We start from the raw sequence: 19,522 nt of genomic DNA, 5'->3' as shown, positions 1-19,522 counted from the left end.
CAACTGATGAAATCAAAACGATTGAATTGGCTGGTATCTTTGTACAAATCGGTTTGTTACCAAACACTGATTTCTTAAAAGAAACAGCAGTTGAACTTTCAAACCGTGGTGAGATCGTAATTAACGAGCGCAATGAAACCAATGTAAAAGGTGTATTTGCTGCAGGTGACTGTACAACAGTACCGTACAAACAAATCATTATTGCGACAGGTGAAGGCGCGAAAGCATCATTGTCTGCTTTTGATTACATCATCCGTTCTGGTCAATAATTCAGTTTAAACAGAACAGCAAAAGCCAGTTTTCGAACTGGCTTTTTTATGACTGAAAATTCATGTCTTGTTTCATTTATAAATTAGTAATAAAACAAATATTTAACTCTCTGACGCTTTTCACTTACACAATAATGAGCAAAACAAACCGTTTAAAACTTGTACAGCAGCTTATTTGCACATTAAGATAAAACAATCATCACGGATTGATGGTTGACAATAACAACAAGAATGTTGGTCAAATTCGACTAAATGGAGAAAAGCAATGCACTATCAATATCACTGTGCTTGTTGCAATAAAGTATTGGCTTCAAGCGATAAAGAATGTTCCGAATGTGGCTCGCATAATATCCGTAGCCCATATGGCTTTTGGATATTTTGCGTACTCAGTTGTTTGGCTGTTGCCATTCTATTTAAGAGTGTTCAAGTGTATTTGCAACAGCACGATACTGAAGCTACGACCCAACTCAACATCTTTGAAGTACTCAAGCAAGATGGTAAAAATTAAGCTTTTTTACAACAGCCAAATACAGCCGTATGAACAGGCTGGCAATGTGTAAAATTTTAGCTAAGCTGAATTTAAGCACCGTTATCGGGTCGCGTTAAAGTCATTCAAAGAGATAAGTTAAAATGATGAAAGCCTGAATGATTTCAGGCTTTTTTATGCGCTAGCATCGCCCTGCTCACTTATCTTCACGAGGAAAATTCTTTAAACTATGGCAATAGCAATGAGGTTCTAGACGATGGTGCTGTTAATTAAAAAAGGCGGTTTGCGTGAACGCGCCAATCGTAGCCGATCATACAAAGGCTCTGAAAATACCGAAACCACCCTCAAACCGAACCGTTATCGTGATCATGCTGAAACTACCGATGTTGCACAAGATCCATCAAATACAGCACCATCTAAAGACCAAGATCAAACCAATCCAGAGCAATAAAATTGGCACATAAAAAAAGCCAAGTTCTAATACTTGGCTTTCGCTTTGCTGACAGCAATATGTTTGCAGCTATTGAAGATTGAACATTCTAATTGCGTCGAACCACAGCCAAATCGCAAAAATTAAAAATAACGCCCCTGAAACCACATCAATATAACTACCCGAACGTTGGTAGAGTGCTTTAATTTTAGGCAAAGACATAATCATCATAAACAGGCTAAACACAATAAAAGTTTGAATCGGAATGATGACAGCAAGCTGTGCTTTTAGGTTACTACTGGCTGATGAACTCAACGCCAGTGAGAACACACTACTAAAATAGATCAGTGTTTTCGGATTGGCTAAATTCGTAAATAAACCTAATAAGAAATAATTTTCAGTATTCTGCTGACTTAAGGCCTGCCCATCTTCTAAATTGGCTGTTTGATTTAAACTTTTAAGCCCACCACTAAACATCGCCCAACCCATTTTCGCCAAGAAAAATCCACCAACAGCCATTAAAACTTGTTGTATCCATGGAAATTGCTCAACCAGAACCGTAAAGCCCAATAAGGTTAAAACGACCCACACCACAATCCCGACAGAGATCCCCGCAATAATTTTTAAGGTATTTGCACGCGTTGTTGATGCTGCACTTTTAGCAATTAATAATACATCTGGACCGGGACTCAACTGCGCAACAAAATGAAGCGCACAGATGGTGAATAACAGTGACATGCAAGCTGATTCATTTGAATTAAAACGTGAAGATTATATCGCTTGTTCAATTTTTTTGTTGGCAACACAAGGTTTATTTTTAGGCCGTATCAAAATTTACGCAAAAAAAAGCCGAATACACATTCGGCCTTTCATACTGAGTTACTTATTTTTTATTGACATCTTTCAGTTCAATTTGTTTCGCATCTGGCGTCACTTCACGAGCTTCACCATCAATAACGGATGAATCACGACCTGATTGCTGATTTTGCATATCTTGCATTTGACGCATCATATCTGCAAATGGGTTCTGACCTTGAGCACCGCCCATGCCTCCCATATCCCCCATCATGCCACCCATCATTTTTTCCATCATGGCTTGCTGACGCTTCATCATTGTTTTCATCATGACTGCTTTCATGGCATTTTGTACAGGTGGAATCAAAATAAGTAATGCCATAATATCTGAGATTAGACCCGGTAACAGCAATAAGAAACCAGCCAAAATTTTTGGTAAATTTCCAGTTAAAGCTGGATCATTACTCATTTGACCTGCTTGCATTTGCTGCATTTGAGGCATCAGACCTGATGAATATTTACGGATAATATTCATCCCTATAAAGAAGGCCGCCACGAACCAGAAAAAGACATACCACATGCTGCCGACGAGGTCGCCCACACCGATCCAGACAAACACTTCCAGGATCAAGCCTGTTAAAATCAGAAGAAATAATTTCATGAAAATTAAACAAATCTCAGTAAATTAATTTAAGGTGTTGCATTCAACTGCTCAATCACTATCAAGCTTTTTTGACACGCTTATGTAACAATATGGGCATATTTTTATTTTTAAAGGGCAAATAGGGCAAACATGTCATTAATTATCGGTATTGACCCTGGGTCGCGCTTAACTGGTTACGGCATCATCGAAAAGGATGGTTCTAAACTACGTTTTGTCGATGCTGGCACCATTCGTACCGAAACGACAGAAATGCCTGAACGCTTAAAACGTATCTTTGCTGGTATTGATCGCATCGTAAAGTTTCACGGGCCTACTGAAGCTGCTGTTGAACAAGTCTTTATGGCTCAAAACCCTGACTCAGCCCTAAAACTAGGTCAAGCACGTGGCGCTGCTATTGCTGCTTTAACCAATTTAGATTTACAAGTCGCTGAATATACTGCGCGGCAAATCAAACAATCTGTAGTCGGCTATGGTGCTGCAGATAAAGAACAAGTCCAAATGATGGTTATGCGCATTCTGAACCTAAGCATCAAACCCCAGCAGGATGCAGCCGATGCTTTGGCTGCCGCAATTTGTCATGCGCATGCGTCTGGTAGTATGAGTAAAATGGCTGTACTGAATGCCTTAGGTGGTATGGCTCGTGGCCGAAGCCGTGTAAGCACTCGACGTCGGTAAATAATCCTCAAATCATATAGCTCAGTAATTCATTCTGTTTTCAAAAGCCCACTCAATCGAGTGATCAAATTTAGCGAATCATTTTAAAATTGCTATAGTCTAATTCATGCATTGGAATTTCTTGCTGATCGATTTTAGTCACGTCTGCTCGTAAAGGACCCACCAGACTGTGTTTCAGTATTTTATGAATGGCGTCTTCAGTTCCTATAATCAGCGCTTCAACTTCGCCCGTCGCTAGATTTTTCACATAACCATTCAAACTAAGTGCAAGCGCTTGCTGCTCAAACCAACGACGGTAGCCAACACCCTGCACTTTACCTTGAATTCGCAATTTAACCGCATGCATTTTAGTCTTCATCTCCTGAATGATTGACCACATGATAAACCGCTTGGGCCATATCCTGTGCCTGCAAACCACGCATCCCCGACTGCGCCAATACATCACCTGCTAAAGCATGCAGACTTACGATTTCATGCAGATGAATTTGCTGATGGAATTGTGCTTTTAAACTTGCAATCATCCCTGCAAGCACATCTCCCATACCGCCTGTACCCATTCCTGCATTACCTGCGGTGCAAATCCAAAGCTGATCTTCAAGTATTAAGCTGCCTGCGCCTTTAAGCACCCATTGACCTTGAAATTTTTCTTTTAAATGTTGAATTGCTTGTACACGATCTGCTTCAACTTCAGCAGTAGTAATACCCAATAATTTCGCGGCTTCACCGGGATGTGGCGTTGCATAGGTGCGTGCATTCAATTTTTCAGGTGTTTCAGCTAGAAACCATAATGCATCTGCATCCAAAACAATTTCCAAGGTTGACTGCTGAATCAATGGAAACCATGACTTAAACTGCTGTTGTGCCCAATTGTCACGACCAAGCCCCATGCCAAAGCTAATCGCATCGACTTGATCGATCAGTTGCAGAATCGCTTTTACATTTAATGCATTGATATCGCGTAGCATAATATTCGGTGCGCGCGCCAAAATAGCGGTGTGATGTCGTGCATCACAAACAACCGTAACCTTACCTGCACCTGCATGGAATGCAGCCTCAGCAGCCATAATCACCGCCCCACCCATTTCAGCATGGCCACCAACAACCAAAACATGGCCATAACTGCCTTTATGACCAAAAGCTTGACGTGCAGGTAAAGTGATTTTCTGTGGCGACAAATACGCAAGTGGTTCAAGCTCAGCATCAGTCGGTATGCATGCTATCACCGAAACTTCACCTGCATATTCCTTCGCTTGACCTGTAAATAGCCCTGCTTTTAGACCCAATGCCGTAAAGGTATAATCGGCTTGAAATGCGATGGGTAAAGGCTGTCCTGTATTGGCATGTAATCCGCTTGGAATATCAATCGCAACTTTAAGTCCCGTGCATGCATTCAATCGTTGAATAATGGCTTGCCATTCGCTAGAAAGTTCACGATTGAGCCCTATACCAAATAATGCGTCGATATAGACATCATAGTCATGCTGAAAATCAAACTGTGAATAGATCTTGAGCTTGTGATCTATCGCTTCTTGTACTGCAGAATGTAAATCTTTCGATGCTCCAATTTCAGCGGCGTAAATATCGACTTGAAAGCCTGCTTGCTGTAGGTATTGCGCTGTAAGATATCCATCTCCTGCGTTATTGCCCTGTCCACAACATACAGCGATATTTTTTAAATTTTGCTGCTTTAACCTTGGAATGAGTTGCTGAGCAATCGACCATGCGACCTGCTGCATCAGACCATAACTGCTATTGTGCTGAGCAAACCAACGCTGCTCCCAAGCTTGAATACTTTGGCTAAGATAAACAGGGCTATGGTAAACTTGCAGACGCATTGTTTTTCCTTGTTATGATTATGGCCGCTTCAACTCCTGCACAAAAAATTCCTGTCGATCAATATGATCCAGAAACCCTAAAAGCATGGATTAAAGCACAAGCCTTAAATTTAGGTTTTTCTGATTGTGTCATCGCAAAGCCAGATGCTCAAGAGGAACTCCCTCGTTTTAAAGAATATTTAGAACGTGGTTATCACGGCGATATGAAATTCCTAGAGGAAAACCTTGAAAAACGTGCCAATCCAGCACTTTTAGTCCCCGGCACCCGCAGTATCATTTGTGTCCGCATGGATTATTTGGTCGAAACCCCAAAACCACGTTATGTTCCTGATGAGCCAAATGCAGCCATCATTGCACGCTATGCACGAGGTCGTGACTACCACAAAGTCATGCGCGGTCGTCTAAAAACCTTGTCGAATATTATCCGTGAAAAAATCGGAGATTTTGAATCTAGACCCTTTGCCGACTCTGCACCAGTGTTTGAAAAATCCTTAGCTGAAAATGCAGGCATGGGCTGGACAGGCAAACACACCTTACTGATCCATAAAAAATCAGGCTCATTTTTTGTATTAGGTGAGCTGTTTACATCACTCGATTTGCCTTTTGATTCGCCGGCAACCAAACATTGTGGTTCATGCACAGCCTGTATTGATATCTGTCCAACTCAGGCCATCGTTGAACCCTATATGTTAGATGCACGTAAATGCATTGCCTACTTAACCATCGAATATAAAGGCATCATTCCTGAAGAATTACGCCGTGGCATTGGCAACCGTGTGTTTGGCTGTGATGACTGTCAACTTATCTGTCCATGGAATAGCTTTGCGCATAAAACTCAAATTGAGGACTTTTATCCACGTCATGGCCTCGACCAAGTGAGTTTATTAGATCTTTGGCAATGGGATGAAGCCACTTTTTTAAGCTGTACTGAAGGCAGTCCTATCCGACGAACAGGCTATCAAAGCTTTATGCGAAATATCGCTATTGGCTTAGGCAACGCACCCTACAGTTTAAATATTGTGCAATCATTAAAAAATTCGCGCGAAAAACATGACGCGATTGTGCAAGTTCATATTGATTGGGCAATTACAGAACAAAACTCAAAAATGCTTTAAGGGTTTTCATTCTATATTTTCCAGATCCTTACAAAGTTTTCATTTAATCTAAAACTTAGTGACGTAATCCAAGAAAATTAATTTTTTAGCTCAAAATAAACATTGCAACGATTGTGCTGTCATTTAGCATAACTTTGCAAGTATCTTAAATATCAAAAGTTCTTCGAAAAAGTCATTTCAATGCATTTTAGCTAAATTGCAATGTTACAAAATAGTCTTGGAAGTCTGCAAATTTTACGTATGATGATCTGCATTAGGCAGAAAATATGGATCATTTATGAGCTACCGAAATGACTGGACACATCCAGAAATACAAGAGTTGTATCAACAACCATTGATGGATTTATTATTCCAAGCACAGACCATTCACCGTGAATATTTCCAAGCCAATCATATTCAAGTCAGCACCTTACTTTCGATTAAAACCGGCAAGTGCCCTGAAGACTGTAAATATTGCTCTCAGTCTGCACATTATGACTCTGGATTAGAAGCTGAAAAACGTCTGGCTGTGGAAAAAGTCATCAATGAAGCGAAAGCTGCGCTTGCCTCAGGTTCTTCACGTTTTTGTATGGGCGCTGCATGGCGCAATCCACATGAACGGGACATGCCCTATGTGCTAGAAATGGTGCGTGAAGTCAAAGCGCTGGGACTTGAAACCTGTATGACCCTTGGCATGCTGAATCAGTCTCAAGCAGAGCGCCTACATGAGGCAGGCTTAGATTATTACAACCATAACCTCGATACCTCTCGTGAGTATTATCCCAATGTCATTAGCACGCGTAGCTATGATGACCGTTTAACGACGCTGGACTATGTTCGCCAATCTGGAATGAAAATCTGTAGCGGCGGAATTGTGGGCTTAGGTGAAAGCCGTGATGACCGTATTGCCTTCCTGATGGAGTTGGCAACGCTGCCGATTCATCCTGAATCCGTGCCGATCAATCTCCTTGTCCCTATTCAAGGTACCCCACTTGCAGAGGTTGAGAAACTTGATGTGATCGAATGGATTCGCACCATTGCAGTCGCACGGATCATTATGCCAAAAAGCTATATTCGACTCTCTGCAGGTCGTGAATCCCTGAGTGATTCAGAACAAGCTTTGGCATTTATGGCAGGTGCAAATTCACTCTTTTCTGGTGAAAAACTACTGACCACGCCAAATGCAGGCGAAGGCAAAGATCAGCTTTTATTTAGCAAACTCGGTTTAATCGCGGAACAGCCCAAACCAAATGCTGCACAGCTTTCAACTGATGCCATGCAAATGGCTTAAAATCTAAGCCCCGAAGTTCGGGGCTTAGTTCAATTGAATGATCAGTGATAGGTATCAAAGTGCAATGCAAGAGATGGTGCGAACAAATGAAATGGCTAAATCACCATGAGTAGGGAAAATATATCGTTTACTTAACAAAGTTATGTGCTGTTATTAAAATTCCATAGCCTGCATTTAAATAATCCCCTTCACGAATAATGTCTTGACCATTAGCATGTTGAACCACCAATTGCTGCTGAATCACATCATAATGAAAAGATTCAAAGCAATCCTGATGTTGTAATAACCATGCAATGGTATCTGCCATATTGGCATCGACGGTATAACGCTCGGCTTGAAAATCTTTACTCATATCTGCATGAAAACTGTGAATGTGATTCTATTTTAATGATTTCAATATTGACCGGCATTAAAAAAGTGAGCTTTCGCTCACTTTTTTTTCGGCTTAGACTCTGCATTACTTTGTCACACCGCACTTACGACATTCCTTGTGCGAACCGATTTCTTCCATTTGCTCGTATTCGTAAATATGCATGCAAAATAGTTTTCTGAATAATTGAAGCATGTTGTTAAAACTCCCATTTATTTATTAATGTGCTTCTGAATATTTCGTCCTGAAATATTATGAACATGCCTAAACACGCCATAGCTAATTTATTATCATATTTTTCCAATGAGTCAAATATCTTTACTTTAAAATGACACAATTTCGGATAATCGGTTATTTTTAAGCCTTCCTTATATTCACCTGAGTTATAAGGATTTTTATTAATATCAACATCACAGATATGGATTAATTTTCAGCAAATTTCGCACAAAAAAACTCCCCCTTAGGAGAGTTTTTTCAAATAGATGATCACATGAGTAACGTTATTCACAAGCCCAGATTTAAACGTTCTGACTGGCAAACTTCGCACGTGCAGCATGCAATTTTTTATAGCTATCAATCAGACGTAAATGACGATCTAAACCTTCAAGTTGCATATTGGTTTCAGTTAAACCGTAGAAGCGAAGACTGCCATCCATTGAACCAATCACTGCATCCATACGTTCGTCACCAAACATACGACGGAAATTATGTTCATAGTCATTGAGATCTAAGTCATCGTCCAATTCAACTTCTAAAACCACATTCATGCATTGATAGAACAAACCACGTTCAACTGTATTAGTGTTGTATTGAAGGAAGGTTTCGACCAACTCTTTTGCTTCTTCAAACTCTTGTAGCGCAATATAGATCAGTAGTTTGAGCTCAAGAACCGTTAATTGACCCCATACGGTATTATCATCAAACTCAATCCCGATGAGCGTCACAATATCCGTGTAGTCATCCACTTCAAGCTCTTCTAAGCGCTCAACCAATGACACTAACTCGTCTTCATCTAAACGATGAATGTTTAAAATATCCTCACGGAAGTCCAAAGCTTTGTTGGTATTATCCCAAACCAAGTCTTCAACCAAATACACTTCAGAATAACCCGGAACTAAAATACGACATGCCGTAGCACCTAGATGCTGGTAGACCGCCATATACACTTCTTTGCCCATGTCTTCTAGAATCGCAAACATCGCTGCAGCTTCTTCCGCATTGGCATTTTCACCTTCAGATGTGAAATCCCACTCTACAAAATCATAGTCTGATTGTGCGCTAAAGAATTTCCAAGATACCAAACCACTTGAGTCAATAAAGTGTTCTACAAAGTTATTTGGCTCAGTGACTGCATTCGAGCTAAACGTTGGTTTTGGTAGATCGTTTAGACCTTCAAAGCTTCGACCTTGTAGAAGCTCGGTTAAGCTACGCTCTAAAGCTACTTCGAGTTTAGGGTGCGCACCAAAAGATGCAAAAACCCCACCAGTACGTGGGTTCATTAAGGTTACACACATCACAGGGTACTGACCACCAAGTGAAGCATCTTTTACCAATACAGGAAAACCTTGTTCTTCTAAGCCTTGAATACCCGCAACAATACTTGGATATTTGGCTAAAACCTCTTCTGGTACATCTGGTAGAGCCAATTCACCTTCTAAAATCTCACGTTTGACCGCACGCTCAAAGATTTCCGATAAACATTGCACTTGAGCCTCAGCCAAGGTATTCCCTGCACTCATCCCGTTTGACAAGTATAAATTTTCAATCAAGTTTGATGGGAAATACACTGTTTCACCGTCGGACTGACGGACAAATGGAAGAGAGCAAATACCGCGTGCTATATTTCCTGAATTGGTGTCATATAGATGTGTACCTAATAACTCATTTTCTGGGTTATAAATTTCACGTGTGTAGTCATCCAAAATTTCGACAGGTAACTCGCCTTCTGGGCCGGGTTGGAACCATTTTTCATCTGGGTAATGCACAAAGTCAGCATTGGCAATCTCTTCACCCCAGAACTGGTCGTTATAGAAGAAGTTGCAATTGAGACGTTCAATAAATTCACCCAAAGCCGAAGCTAATGCGCTTTCTTTGGTTGAGCCTTTACCATTGGTAAAACACATTGGCGATTGTGCATCACGAATATGTAGAGACCAAACATTCGGCACGATATTACGCCATGATGCAATTTCAATCTTCATGCCTAAACCAGCCAAAATACCTGACATATTGGCAATGGTTTCTTCTAAAGGCAGATCTTTACCCGGAATAAACGTGGTACTGTCTGACGCTAAATTTGGCATAAGTAAAGCTTGTGCATCTGCATCAATGCTTTCTACTTCTTCAATGACAAACTCAGGACCAGTTTGAATCACTTTTTTAACCGTGCAGCGGTCAATTGAACGCAAAATACCTTGACGGTCCTTTTCAGAAATATCCGCAGGTAGTTCAACTTGAATTTTGAAAATTTGCTTATAGCGGTTTTCAGGATCAACAATATTATTTTGTGATAAGCGAATATTATCTGTCGGAATGTCTCGCGCCGCACAATACACTTTTACAAAATACGCTGCACATAATGCTGATGACGCTAAAAAGTAGTCGAATGGTCCGGGAGCAGAACCATCACCTTTATAGCGAATAGGTTGGTCGGCAATTACCGTGAAGTCATCAAATTTGGCTTCTTGTCGAAGGTTATCGAGATAATTAACCTTAATTTCCATGTGGGCACCTAAATATTCTTATGTGTCAGTGCAACACATAAAAATGAAAACATAAGCCGAATAACTGTAGGACATTGACTTAAAAATGTGAGGCCAGTACCAATCTAAGCGCTTTTGGGCACGGTACTGACAAGAATGGGCATTATTATAAGGTTATTTTGACTGTTTGATAACTTTTGTCGTGATTTACATCACGATAGAATCCGGCACTTTGTGCATTTTGGTCGAATCTAAGCTCAACTGCTGCAACTACAGCCAATTTGTTGTGTTAGTGTGCAGCCGTGAAGAAAAAGGCTTGTCTTTTAAAAAAATCTTCGCTAGTATGCTTTGCGTCTGAACTTGTTGATAAATAACACATTCAGAATATAGGGCCTATAGCTCAGTTGGTTAGAGCAGCGGACTCATAATCCGTTGGTCCACAGTTCAAGTCTGTGTGGGCCCACCAATTTTTTGTAATCATATGCTCAACTTTGCAATGATTTAATATATAAACCCATGAATTATAATGATTCATGGGTTTTTTATTTCTTTTTTGCAATATGCTGCACTGTAATATAGAAAGCTTTTCTTTATAGGATTTGTGATCTATATAATTTAACTTCACTTTACTTTTAAATGGCTAAAAATTAAGTATAAAAATCAATATTTTATAACACAAAAATAAGTATCTAACCGATAAGTCGTAAATGTATCAACGATGTACGGGTCATCTTCCGCGACCTGACATTCATACTCCACACTCTGAAGCCATTTAGGTTGTGTATCAAAAGGGCTTTGTTGCACAAAGATTTGAAATGCAAAACGCCCCTAATTAAGCCAAATTTAAGGCGTAACTTGGGTAAGTGGTCGACCTAATTCCGTAAATCTGTTGAGGACTGCTACACGTGTATGTATCTCATTCACTTGGCTATCAAAACTCCTTGTACTGAGTTTATCTCCTAATAATTTAATGCAGTACATCTTAGTTTCAACCAAACTTCGCCGATGATAGCCTGACCATTTTTCCATAGTGTCCTGCCTAAACGTTTAATTGTTCGAAATAATTCATTTCGCTCTAGCGAGCTACTCTTTGTATCTTTCCATGGTTTCGCATTTTTTCTAGGTGCAATCACCGCATGCGCTTGCCGATCTGCAATGACCTGACGGCATTGCTTGGTGTCATAAGCTCCATCGGTATAAACAGAGTCAATTTGCTCATCTTGTGAAATCTGATTAAGTAAATCACCAAGCACCTGTGAATCACTGACATTATTGGTTGTGAGCTGAATAGCGCGTATTTGTAGGGTTTTAGCATCTATACCAATATGTAGTTTACGACATTGGCGACGATATTCAGGTCCATGTTTCTTGCGTTTCCATTCGCCCTCACCTAGAAACCTCATGCCTGTAGAGTCTACGAGTAGATGCAGCCCATCGCTACTTTTTTTGGTAGCTGATTGCAATATCAATATGCTTTTGTCTTCTACAAATGGTGGAATACGAATATCACTGATATTCGGGGCTGTCCAATCTAATCTACAAAGATGAATAAAACTTTCAACAGAGCCAGTGACCATACGTAAAGACAAACGGAATAGAGATTTAATCATCAGACAGCATTGGATAGCAGCATCAGAATAGGTTTGATTTCGACCATGCTTGCCCTTTGGTTGAGCGTACCATTGAGTTTTGGGATCAAACCAAATAGAGATATTTCCTCGATTGATTAATGCTCTGTTATAAGAAGGCCAATTGGTTGTGCGATAGATTTTAGATGTGGACTTATTCATTTGAGAATTATAATGCTGAATAAGCCTTTAACGGTAGATTTGAGCAACAAAGCCCATCTAAACCATTCATGCAAATTGTCATATCAAACAAAGAGGCTGTACGAGTTGACCAGTGTGTTACGCCATGGATCAATTAATCTTGCTTCGGGTTAAGTAAAATTAAGATAATGCTTGCATGACCTTGATGTAAATCTTAGCTGGTAGCCATATTTAGAGTTGACTCAATAAATATAAAAACTTACTTTTTGAGATATTAAATTTGTTTTATTCTTTGATAATATTTAAACAACTCTATAATTTTAAAAAATATGATTAATCGAAAATTCGCTTTTATTTTCCTCTCAAGCCTGACATTAACGGCTTGTGCTAAAACGCCATCAGAGCCACCTGAATCTTATCAAAAGCAAGCCAATCAGAAAGTTACAGATCCAAATTTACAGAGTGAAATTCATGAGCTTGTCGAGCGCACAAAGAAAAATATGGTGAATGTACAAGGTGGTTCATTCATTATGGGAGATTTCGGCACCATCACCAAAGAACTAGAAAAAACAGCTCCAGATAGTGTGGCAGTAACGAATCCCAAAGGCAATGTCGAGACACCTCCCTATAATAGCTATGTAGGTTATTCATCTGATAAGGATAATAAACCACCCCATAAAGTGGTCTTAGACAGCTTTAAGATGACCAATAATAAAATTACTCTGCGAGATTATTTGATCTATCTCAAGGCCACCAATCAAGTACAACCAGATTATTTAAAAGACTATCCAAAGGAAATTTTTCATAAACTCCCAGCAGGTGCAAATTGGTACAATGCACAAAAGTATTGTCAGTGGTTAGGCAATCAAATGGGGCAAAAAATGGATTTACCGACAGAAGCACAATGGGAATATGCTGCCCGAAACCGTGGACAATACCTTCTCTATGCAACCAATGATGGCACCATGAAAAATGGGGTAAATATTGCAAGCTATGAACAACTCAAAACCAGTTCTGTTAAATATGGGTATAATAATTATGGACATCTTCCTATATTAGGAAAAGTATCACCAAATCCTTTGGGAATCTACGATATGGTGACAAATAATACTGAATGGGTCAGAGATTGGTATAGCGAAAACTACTATGCAGAGTCACCTGTTAAGAATCCACAAGGCCCTAAAGATGGCACAGAAAAAGTCTTGCGCAGCTCCTTTCCACAAGGTGGTGATAATGCTGCTGGTGGTGATGGCATGAATATTTACCGTCAAAAAGCCCCTCCATCCGCTATGTTCAAAGAGCATGGCAATACTATTGATGGAAGCCAAGATACCGCATTTCGTTGTATAAATTAATTTAAACTTTATACGTTCCATTTTGGTTATTTGATTCTAGTGAAGTATCAATCATCTCAATATTGCTTACCAACAGTGTATCTCTATCAAAAGGACCCGCTCCAATTCAGCTTTATTTTTTCGTGTTTCGGCTTTCCATATCGGATCTTTATAAACCCAATAATGTTCATGCTAAAATTGAGTATAGTCAGGCGTTTCTGAAAGCTTGATAAAACATCTATAGCCCGTTTGCAACAACGGTACAAAACTCTGCGGCTCACAGACATAATGCTTTATTTTTTCGCATCAAATTGAAATCAATAAATAATAAGCTAATACAATGCTTACGTGACTTTGATGTAGGCGTTAGGTGGTAATCCTCTTCAGCCTATTCCCTTAATTTATATTGAAAAATCGAAAGAGCTTTTTATTTATCCATCATTTTAAACATCGTAAATTCAAAATTATCTTTTGCACTGATTTCTTCTGGCCGCTGTAAATTCATTTTATTTTTTCTTATCACATCATCATGCCAAACAGGCAATGGTTTGATATGCAATAAAATTCTTCGCGCCACAAAGTTACACACATCAAAGGGATAAGAAAACAATGCTGGAACCCAATTATAATGATAAATGATTCGAAATGATTTCCATGTATCTCTCCAACTTTCTTTTGCACCTTGAACATTTTGACAATAGGTTAGTTGGGTAAACGGATCGATGGTACCGTACATAGGATGCGGTTTGGGGTAAAGCTCCTCTGGTCCTTTCATCATAAAATGACAAATAAAAGTCCATAAACCTTGAGTACGAAATATTCCAATCATTGGAAAGCCAATCACAAAGGTATGTTTTAGGATGCCGTCTTCGATGATATGTGCCCGAAGCTCTCGTAATGGAATGCCAGACAACCCAAAACTGCTGCCCATAATATAGACCACATCCGTCCATTTCTTTTCTATATATTCTTGATCATTAATATAGAAAAAAACTTTACCTGTTTTTCTATTAAAAAGAACAGGCTTACAAATAGGTTGTTTATGATCGTATTTAAAATATGGGCTAAAAAAAGCGTAGAGAATTAAAAAAATCATAAATACAGCAATTAACACAAATAAAGCTGTTTCAGCAAAATTAATATAATCATCAAAAAAAGGAGATATCCCTAAATATAAAGCCAATAAAATAATTGGCAATGAGAGAAATAATGGGCTGATGGCCTTTCCAAGTCGTGCATAGGATTGATCAATTAGTTCAATAAAATCATCATTCATTTTTAAGATTGACCAATTATGACCTCTTTTAGAATCATTGTCTGTCGTCAGTAAAATATCTCCTTCTTCTAATTGAGAAAAAGGAACATCTTGTTTAAAAACATCATAGCCAAAGACATGTTTTTTGATTTTACTTTTCATTTTAATGATATACCGACTTTAGTCCCAACATTTGTTGCTGAATAGTATCAAACCTTTTAATACTCTGATCCGTTGATAATAAACATTTACGAATCCATTTTTGGATATCATTATCTTGCTTGGGCAGAATATGTAATTAAAGATAAAATAGACTTTTTCATTTCTTATCAGAATAATCCTCAGGATAAGGATCATCTTTAATAACTTTTCGATAATCATAAATAGATTCTAAAATTAATTTCTCTGATGTATCTTCATGTCGTGCAGTTAATAGGTATATTTCTTGAGGATTTTTAAAGTCATACAGATCAAAAACTTGTTCTGAGTTTTCACTGAGATATATTAATGAATTTGCAGAACTTTTTATAATGTATATAAAAATAAAATATAAGATAAAATACCCAAAAAACCAAATTGAGATATTTTCAACTGAATAATCTCCAGGTAAAATAATCCAAATAAAAATAGTAATCAAAACAGCTAAGGCGAACCAAATATAGCCTCCTTTCTTAACCGACGAATGAAACTTTTTCACAGATGACCCCATTCCAATCTGCATATGCAGTAAACCTGTTTTTGGACTAAGTACTGAATATAATTCATATACATTGGGTTCAATTTGCTTAGCAATACAAATGACATATTCATTTGCTGCTAACAATGCACGGTGAAACTGACCCACACAGACTTTGCCCTCTATGTTCATCACCACAGTTTGGATATGTAAACGGCTTTGCGTGGCTAAAAAAACTGTTTGTGCCCCCAATGAAACACTACCCGCAACTGTACTTAAAATCGCTGAAGACTTAATTAAATTATCTCCTGCTCCCCCCAAAGTATTTAACACACCATTATGGATTTCTAACGCTTCAATACGACCTTCAAATTTCACCAAATCATATAAATACATTAATTTTTCTTTTCTTGTTCTGCTATATAAACTTCAGGGTAAGGATCATCATCAATCGCTCTACGGTATTCATAAACCGATTCTAATATTAATTTTGCATTATCATCTTGATGTCGAGCCGTCAGCAAATAAATCTCTTTTGGATTTTTAAATCCATACATCTTAAAAACTTGTTCTGACTTTTCATTCATATGGCGTAATGAATTAAATGCATTTTTAACAATAAACATAAAAATAAAATAAAATAAAATACTAGCTACAGCTAAAATTAAAAACATTTCCTGGGTAAGATCACCATTAAATATAAAAATTAAAAAAACTCCAATAACACTAATTGCATACCAGACTATTCCACCTTTCATCATTGACTTATATGCAGGTTTATCGGCTGCACCCATACCCACTTGCATATGCAGTAAACCTGTTTTTGGACTAAGCACTGAACATAACTCATATACATTGGGTTCAATTTGCTTAGCAATACAAATGACATATTCATTTGCTGCTAACAATGCACGGTGAAACTGACCTACACAGACTTTGCCTTCTATGTTCATCACCACAGTTTGTATATGTAAACGGCTCTGTGTGGCTAAAAAAACCGTTTGTGCACCCAATGAAACACTACCAGCCACTGTACTTAAAATCGCTGAAGACTTGATTAAGTTATCCCCTGCTCCCCCCAAAGTATTTAACACACCATTATGGATTTCTAACGCTTCAATACGACCTTTAAATTTCACCAAATCATGCATAATCAAACACTCACTACCGCTTTTACAAATTCTTGATATTCTTCATCTTCATTTTTAAAAGGGGTCTCTTTACTATTCGCTTTCCTGAAAGGTGTTTTTTGACACCAATCTTCTAAAGCATCGTCAGACCCATTTTTTAGTTCTATTTCAACAGCAACCAGACTTAATGTTATTACATTCAAACCAGCAATCACACGTACACTCATTAAAAAGCCATGACTGCATGTTGCGAAAGTTTTGTTGTCACATTTTTAAGTACAGCTGAACCCAGATGTGGCGCAACAGCACTAACAAGAAGACCAATCTGTCCAACGGTAAGTGCTAACTTGATAAAAATCTACCTGACAACTAAATTGGTCCGCATATAACAAAGCTTTCATCAAGCGAAGAAATATTTCAATCTGGTTTGATCCTAAGACCCAATGGTATACGTAACCACAAAGTTAGCACGGACGAAATCAAACTTATTCCGATACAGCGATTCAATGCTGTTTTAATGATCAAATCTCTATTCCACCTTACTTTACGCATGGTCACAGGCTTTGCTAAAGCCTGATTAAACTCTGTGGCTGAGCAGCCCCGAATATCAGTGATATTTGTACTCTACCCTTTGTAGACGACTAAAGCATATGGATATTGTAATAAGCTATCAGAAAAGTCGTAGTGGGTTACACTTACTCATCGACTCTACGAGTTTAAAATTTTTAGCTAAATGCGAATGGAAGCGTAAAAAGCATCAGCCTGAATAACGTCGGCAATGGCATAAACTGCATATTGGTATTGATGCTGAAACGCTTCAAAGACGTGCTGTTCAGCTTACGAAAAATAATGTCAGTGATTCACAAGTACTTAGTGATTTTCTGGAACAAATACCACTAGATGAGGGAATAGATTCTGTCTATACCAATGGGGCGTACGACACGAAGTGCTGCAGACAAGTGAATTTAGATCGTCAAGCACATGCAGTGATTCCACCTAAGAAAAATGCAAAGCTATGGAAAGATAAAAAGCTAACTCGTTAGAGCAAATAAGTTACTTCAAACGGTTAAACATTTAGGCAGAACTCTATGGAAAACTGTCAGGCTATCACCGTCGCAGTTTGGTAGAAACCAAGATGCATTGCATCAAATAATTAGGAGATAAGCTGACGGCAAGACATTTTCAAAGTCAGGTTAATGAAATTTATGCGCGAGTGGCAGTTCTGAATAGGTTTACGGAATTAGGTAGACCTCACACCCAAGTTGTTACTAAATTTAAATGGATTGGGGATAACTCACCCTTTGAAGGTTTATGCATCAAAGCCTTTTACAACTAGGAATAGCCATTTCTGAAACCTGCTCAAGTATATCTAATATTGAAAATCTTAAAAATATCAAATAAAAATTTCTATTGAGATACAAGCTTAAGATTCAACAAAAAAAAACACATTAATATCTTTTTACTATTAATTAAACATAATTATTATATAAAATATATGGTATTAATAAATCAACTATGGGGCCTATAAATTTCGGCCAATATTAAGACTCAACCTGTTCAGGCTTTCTTAAGTCCAAATAAAACTCAATAATTGACCAAATAACAATCAAAGCAAACATAGCAACAGCGAATAACACAGCAGTTAAATAAATCATGCTTGAGTTCTCCGTTAGAAATCGAGTTAAGACCAACAGGTTAAAAGTTTTAACCTACGACAAAAGTCTAATAAGAATTGCTGACGGTGCCTAGCCATATTTAGCAAATTTTTAAGAGTATTTTTATCTATGATGATAGCTTTGCTATATAAAATTTAACCGTTTTATTGCTAAAAAGTATAATTCTTCAATCCGCCCTTCTTATTCCAATTTGAAATATATGCACAATTCAGATCAAAGCTCACTTAAATCCTCTTGACTCATACGACAAACAAGCAGAAATTACACCTTTTTAAAATCACCGTATCACCGACTATGTTGAAAAAGTTTATTGGCGAATCTGCATTTAAATTGGCAGGCTGGAAATACCACGTAGAACCTGATGTTTTAGAAAATAAACAAGTGATCGTCGGCTTTGAACACACCTCAATGATGGATGCTGTTCTTTCATTGGCCCTTTGCCAAATTTACGACATCAAAATTCACACGCTGATTAAAAAAGAACTCTTTAAAGGTCCATTTAAACCTGTTCTTGAAGCGATTGGCGGTATTCCTGTAGACCGTAAAGCCAATAAAGACATAGTGACTCAAATGGTTGAGCATTTTGAAGCTAACGAAAAATTTAATTTAGTCATTGCTCCAGAAGCGACCCGTGCAGAACGTGGTGAAGCACGAAAACCGATTCGTACAGGCTTTTGGTATATTGCTAAAGCAGCAGGTGTGCCGATTGTATTAATGTATGCCAACTCAAAAACCAAACAAGGTGGTATTTTCGGTAAGATTTACCCGACTGAGCTCGATCACGATTTAGCTTTAATTAAGCAACTCTATAAAGATAAAGTAGGTTTAGATATCGTGATCCCAGAACCTAAAAATAAACACTAAGCGCCATTCACGTTTTAACGAAATACGTATTTAAAGATATAAATGTCACGTGCTCCATGCATTGTGCATTTATATCTTCCTTTTCTCTGTACACGACAAATTTCACAGAACCCTTATCCTATCAGGATTCTGCTTTCTTAAAATTGCCAAAATTTCCTTAAACTCTTCTTTTTTCCCAAAACCAATTAAACGCTGAATCGCCATTT

19 protein-coding genes, 1 tRNA gene and 1 pseudogene are annotated in these 19,522 nt (G+C 38.3%); 10 read left to right on the top strand and 11 right to left on the bottom strand.

The window, feature by feature from the left end:
* The 3 genes from FTU13_RS16735 to FTU13_RS16725 form a co-directional block, all read left to right on the top strand.
* The coding region (locus FTU13_RS16735; protein ID WP_180128796.1) for an FAD-dependent oxidoreductase at positions 1-269 on the top strand (269 nt) is incomplete at its 5' end.
* Between the two features lie 265 nt (positions 270-534).
* A complete protein-coding gene (locus FTU13_RS16730) occupies positions 535-777 on the top strand; it encodes a hypothetical protein (RefSeq protein ID WP_180128928.1) in 243 nt (80 codons plus the stop codon).
* Between the two features lie 235 nt (positions 778-1,012).
* A complete protein-coding gene (locus FTU13_RS16725) occupies positions 1,013-1,207 on the top strand; it encodes a hypothetical protein (RefSeq protein WP_180003122.1) in 195 nt (64 codons plus the stop codon).
* A 69-nt stretch (positions 1,208-1,276) separates the two neighbouring features.
* Here the strand turns inward: FTU13_RS16725 and FTU13_RS16720 are convergent, their stop codons facing one another.
* On the bottom strand, positions 1,277-1,924 hold the full coding sequence (locus tag FTU13_RS16720; RefSeq protein ID WP_180003124.1) for a LysE family transporter: 648 nt from the start codon (positions 1,922-1,924) through the stop codon (positions 1,277-1,279).
* A 145-nt stretch (positions 1,925-2,069) separates the two neighbouring features.
* The gene (locus FTU13_RS16715) at positions 2,070-2,642 is read right to left on the bottom strand and encodes an FxsA family protein (RefSeq protein ID WP_180128927.1); all 573 of its coding nucleotides are present in this window, start codon (positions 2,640-2,642) and stop codon (positions 2,070-2,072) included.
* 132 nt (positions 2,643-2,774) lie between these two features.
* Between FTU13_RS16715 and ruvC the strand changes: the two genes are divergently transcribed.
* A complete protein-coding gene (gene ruvC / locus FTU13_RS16710; protein WP_078189034.1) occupies positions 2,775-3,320 on the top strand; it encodes a crossover junction endodeoxyribonuclease RuvC in 546 nt (181 codons plus the stop codon).
* Positions 3,321-3,390: 70 nt separating this feature from the next.
* Here the strand turns inward: ruvC and FTU13_RS16705 are convergent, their stop codons facing one another.
* Complete coding sequence (locus tag FTU13_RS16705; RefSeq protein ID WP_111885749.1) at positions 3,391-3,666, bottom strand: acylphosphatase; 276 nt, start codon at positions 3,664-3,666, stop codon at positions 3,391-3,393.
* Between the two features lies 1 nt (position 3,667).
* Positions 3,668-5,155 carry an NAD(P)H-hydrate dehydratase gene (locus tag FTU13_RS16700; protein ID WP_180128925.1) on the bottom strand — a complete coding sequence of 496 codons (1,488 nt, stop codon included), beginning with the start codon at positions 5,153-5,155 and terminating at the stop codon, positions 3,668-3,670.
* Positions 5,156-5,175: 20 nt separating this feature from the next.
* Between FTU13_RS16700 and queG the strand changes: the two genes are divergently transcribed.
* Positions 5,176-6,270 carry a tRNA epoxyqueuosine(34) reductase QueG gene (queG, locus tag FTU13_RS16695; protein ID WP_180128924.1) on the top strand — a complete coding sequence of 365 codons (1,095 nt, stop codon included), beginning with the start codon at positions 5,176-5,178 and terminating at the stop codon, positions 6,268-6,270.
* A 277-nt stretch (positions 6,271-6,547) separates the two neighbouring features.
* Positions 6,548-7,540 carry a biotin synthase BioB gene (gene bioB / locus FTU13_RS16690; protein WP_180116586.1) on the top strand — a complete coding sequence of 331 codons (993 nt, stop codon included), beginning with the start codon at positions 6,548-6,550 and terminating at the stop codon, positions 7,538-7,540.
* A gap of 127 nt (positions 7,541-7,667) precedes the next feature.
* On the opposite strand, the gene FTU13_RS16685 is transcribed toward bioB, so the two are convergent.
* Together FTU13_RS16685 and FTU13_RS16680 are read right to left on the bottom strand one after the other, a co-directional pair.
* The gene (locus FTU13_RS16685) at positions 7,668-7,892 is read right to left on the bottom strand and encodes a hypothetical protein (protein ID WP_180007368.1); all 225 of its coding nucleotides are present in this window, start codon (positions 7,890-7,892) and stop codon (positions 7,668-7,670) included.
* Between the two features lie 536 nt (positions 7,893-8,428).
* Positions 8,429-10,633, bottom strand: a complete 2,205-nt coding sequence (locus tag FTU13_RS16680) for an OsmC domain/YcaO domain-containing protein (RefSeq protein WP_180128923.1) — start codon at positions 10,631-10,633, stop codon at positions 8,429-8,431.
* Between the two features lie 368 nt (positions 10,634-11,001).
* On the opposite strand from FTU13_RS16680, the gene FTU13_RS16675 reads away from it, so the two are divergent.
* Positions 11,002-11,078: transfer RNA gene (locus tag FTU13_RS16675), tRNA-Ile, on the top strand.
* A 493-nt stretch (positions 11,079-11,571) separates the two neighbouring features.
* On the opposite strand, the gene FTU13_RS16670 is transcribed toward FTU13_RS16675, so the two are convergent.
* Positions 11,572-12,402: an IS5 family transposase gene (locus tag FTU13_RS16670; protein WP_257226779.1), complete on the bottom strand. Its 831-nt coding sequence runs from the start codon at positions 12,400-12,402 to the stop codon at positions 11,572-11,574.
* 308 nt (positions 12,403-12,710) lie between these two features.
* On the opposite strand from FTU13_RS16670, the gene FTU13_RS16665 reads away from it, so the two are divergent.
* The gene (locus tag FTU13_RS16665) at positions 12,711-13,736 is read left to right on the top strand and encodes an SUMF1/EgtB/PvdO family nonheme iron enzyme (protein WP_180128922.1); all 1,026 of its coding nucleotides are present in this window, start codon (positions 12,711-12,713) and stop codon (positions 13,734-13,736) included.
* 406 nt (positions 13,737-14,142) lie between these two features.
* Here the strand turns inward: FTU13_RS16665 and FTU13_RS16660 are convergent, their stop codons facing one another.
* The 4 genes from FTU13_RS16660 to FTU13_RS16645 all read right to left on the bottom strand — a co-directional run bounded on the left by FTU13_RS16660 (position 14,143) and on the right by FTU13_RS16645 (position 17,003).
* Complete coding sequence (locus tag FTU13_RS16660; RefSeq protein WP_180128919.1) at positions 14,143-15,132, bottom strand: hypothetical protein; 990 nt, start codon at positions 15,130-15,132, stop codon at positions 14,143-14,145.
* 157 nt (positions 15,133-15,289) lie between these two features.
* Positions 15,290-16,042, bottom strand: coding sequence for a putative type VI secretion system effector (locus tag FTU13_RS16655; protein WP_180128917.1), 753 nt, complete (start codon positions 16,040-16,042; stop codon positions 15,290-15,292).
* Positions 16,042-16,797, bottom strand: coding sequence for a putative type VI secretion system effector (locus FTU13_RS16650; RefSeq protein WP_180128916.1), 756 nt, complete (start codon positions 16,795-16,797; stop codon positions 16,042-16,044). Before FTU13_RS16650 ends, FTU13_RS16655 begins: the two co-directional genes overlap by 1 nt.
* 2 nt (positions 16,798-16,799) lie before the next feature.
* On the bottom strand, positions 16,800-17,003 hold the full coding sequence (locus FTU13_RS16645) for a hypothetical protein (RefSeq protein ID WP_180034651.1): 204 nt from the start codon (positions 17,001-17,003) through the stop codon (positions 16,800-16,802).
* Between the two features lie 120 nt (positions 17,004-17,123).
* On the opposite strand from FTU13_RS16645, the pseudogene FTU13_RS16640 reads away from it, so the two are divergent.
* Together FTU13_RS16640 and FTU13_RS16635 are read left to right on the top strand one after the other, a co-directional pair.
* A pseudogene (locus FTU13_RS16640) lies at positions 17,124-18,046 on the top strand (IS5 family transposase); the annotation flags it as partial.
* A gap of 700 nt (positions 18,047-18,746) precedes the next feature.
* Positions 18,747-19,316, top strand: a complete 570-nt coding sequence (locus tag FTU13_RS16635; RefSeq protein ID WP_180128914.1) for a 1-acyl-sn-glycerol-3-phosphate acyltransferase — start codon at positions 18,747-18,749, stop codon at positions 19,314-19,316.
* Positions 19,317-19,522 lie beyond the last annotated feature (206 nt).

The organism is Acinetobacter sp. YH12064, assembly GCF_013419735.1.
GTDB lineage: Bacteria > Pseudomonadota > Gammaproteobacteria > Pseudomonadales > Moraxellaceae > Acinetobacter > Acinetobacter amyesii.
This window is presented reverse-complemented; position numbering and strand designations above follow the sequence as displayed.